Origin of the sequence: Streptomyces sp. NPDC087787 (genome assembly GCF_044743035.1) — a bacterium.
Taxonomy (GTDB): domain Bacteria; phylum Actinomycetota; class Actinomycetes; order Streptomycetales; family Streptomycetaceae; genus Streptomyces.
Window position 1 is genome coordinate 1 of sequence record NZ_JBIUVQ010000065.1, and the last position, 1,665, is coordinate 1,665.

Sequence of the window (1,665 nt, forward strand, 5' to 3'; positions counted from 1 at the left end):
CCTCGATCTTTCTTGACGGTCCGCCGACGTAGTCGGTGGACCGTTTCGCTTTTGCTGGCTGTTGGTGGGCAGGCTGTGGGCCCGAGCGTCGTCTCGGGTGGACGCCGGGTTCCACTGCTCCGGTCTGGATCCTCTTCTCGTAGGGACAGGCGAATCCGCTGGTCAGCCGGGGTTCGGCAGAAGGGCGAGACGTTCGAGGGCGCCGGTGATCTCACCGGTCCAGGGCCAGTGGCGGGCGAGGCGAAGGAGGCGGCGCCGAGCGGTGGTGACGAGCTGTCCGGCCGCGGAGAACAGGCGGAATCGCAGACGGCGGGGCTCCCAGAGGCGGGCCTGGCCGGTCAGGGCGAGCATGGGCAGCCAGGCCAGCAGGTCGAGAGCGATCTGGACGATCTCCAGCCACACCCGGTTCTGCGTGGTGTGGTGCAGGGGCAGGTTGCGCAGGCCGGTCGCCCGGGCGGCCCGGATCCGGTCTTCGGCGCGGGCCCGCAGGCGGTGACGGAGTTCAAGCTGGGCGATCGGACGGTCGGCGGTGTTGGTGGCGAAGCAGGTGATCCGCATGCCGTCCGCGTCCGTGATCCTCAACTGGGCGCCGGGGTGCGGACGTTCCTTGCGGACGATCAGGCGCATGCCCTTCGGCCAGCCGTCGAGCAGGTCACCGGTGAGTTCGGCGACCCAGGCCCCGTCACGGACCTCGCCGTCCGACTCGACGGCCGGAGTCCAGGCCGAGGCCGGGACCCGAAGAACGTACCGGTGGATGGCCTCAGTGATCACCATGCCGACCGAGTAGGACAGCCACCGCCCACGTTGGGCGAGCCAGGCCACGAACTCATGGGTCCCGCCCGCGGAATCACAGCGGATCAGAGTCCGCCGGCCCCGCCGGTACTTCTTCGGCAGTTGCGCCAGGGCGAGACGGGTGGCGGTGATGTGGTCGGCGGCCGTGTTCGAGCCCGCGTTGCCGGGGCGGAGGAGGGCCGCGACGGGTTCGCCGGTCCCGCCCGGCCCGTGGTCAACGAAACCCATCAGCGGGTGGTGGCCGTAGCTCTTCTTCCAGGTCGGGGCCGCGTCCTGCTTGTCGGAGTGGGCGAGGACCAGCACTCCGTCCAGGTCCACGGTCACCTGTCCGCCGGCATCCGGAGCCCGGTCACCGGCCAATCCCCAGACGTGTCGGCGTACTTCGGAACGTGCGGCGCGGATCGCCGTGAGCGCCTTCTCGCTCGAGGCGGCCAGGGTGTCGATCAGGCGGGAGACCGTCGGATCGGAGGCGACCGGCCCGAACACGGCCGGCTCGGCCCGCAGCATCGCGATGTCCGCAAGGCAGTCCCCGCCGAGCGCGACCGCCAGCGCGAGGTCCACGAGTATCTTGCCGGCGTCGTGGACGGCCCGAGGCTTGCGCCATGGGGCCAGGGCCGCGGATACGGCCTGGTCAAGGCCACTCTTGCGTACAGTTTCGACCAGCAGGACCGAACCGGCCTGCGAGACCACGGCCCGGCCGTCCCCCTGGACGCGGACATGGGGATAGGAGCCGGTAGGCTTCTTCACCTGGAAAGTGCCTCTGGATTCAGCGGGAACAGGGACCTAGACAATCCTCATTCTTGCTGGTCAGAGGCCCTTTCTGTTTGTGTGACCACCTGCCGGACAGCCCGCTTCATGAAAGCGCGAGGCTAA

Annotated in this window: 1 protein-coding gene; it reads right to left on the reverse strand. The window is 69.4% G+C overall.

What is annotated here, in order from left to right; all coding sequences use genetic code 11:
* Positions 1-162: 162 nt before the first annotated feature.
* Complete coding sequence (locus tag ACIOWN_RS34490; RefSeq protein ID WP_401984478.1) at positions 163-1,539, reverse strand: IS1380 family transposase; 1,377 nt, start codon at positions 1,537-1,539, stop codon at positions 163-165.
* Between the last annotated feature and the right edge of the window lie 126 nt (positions 1,540-1,665).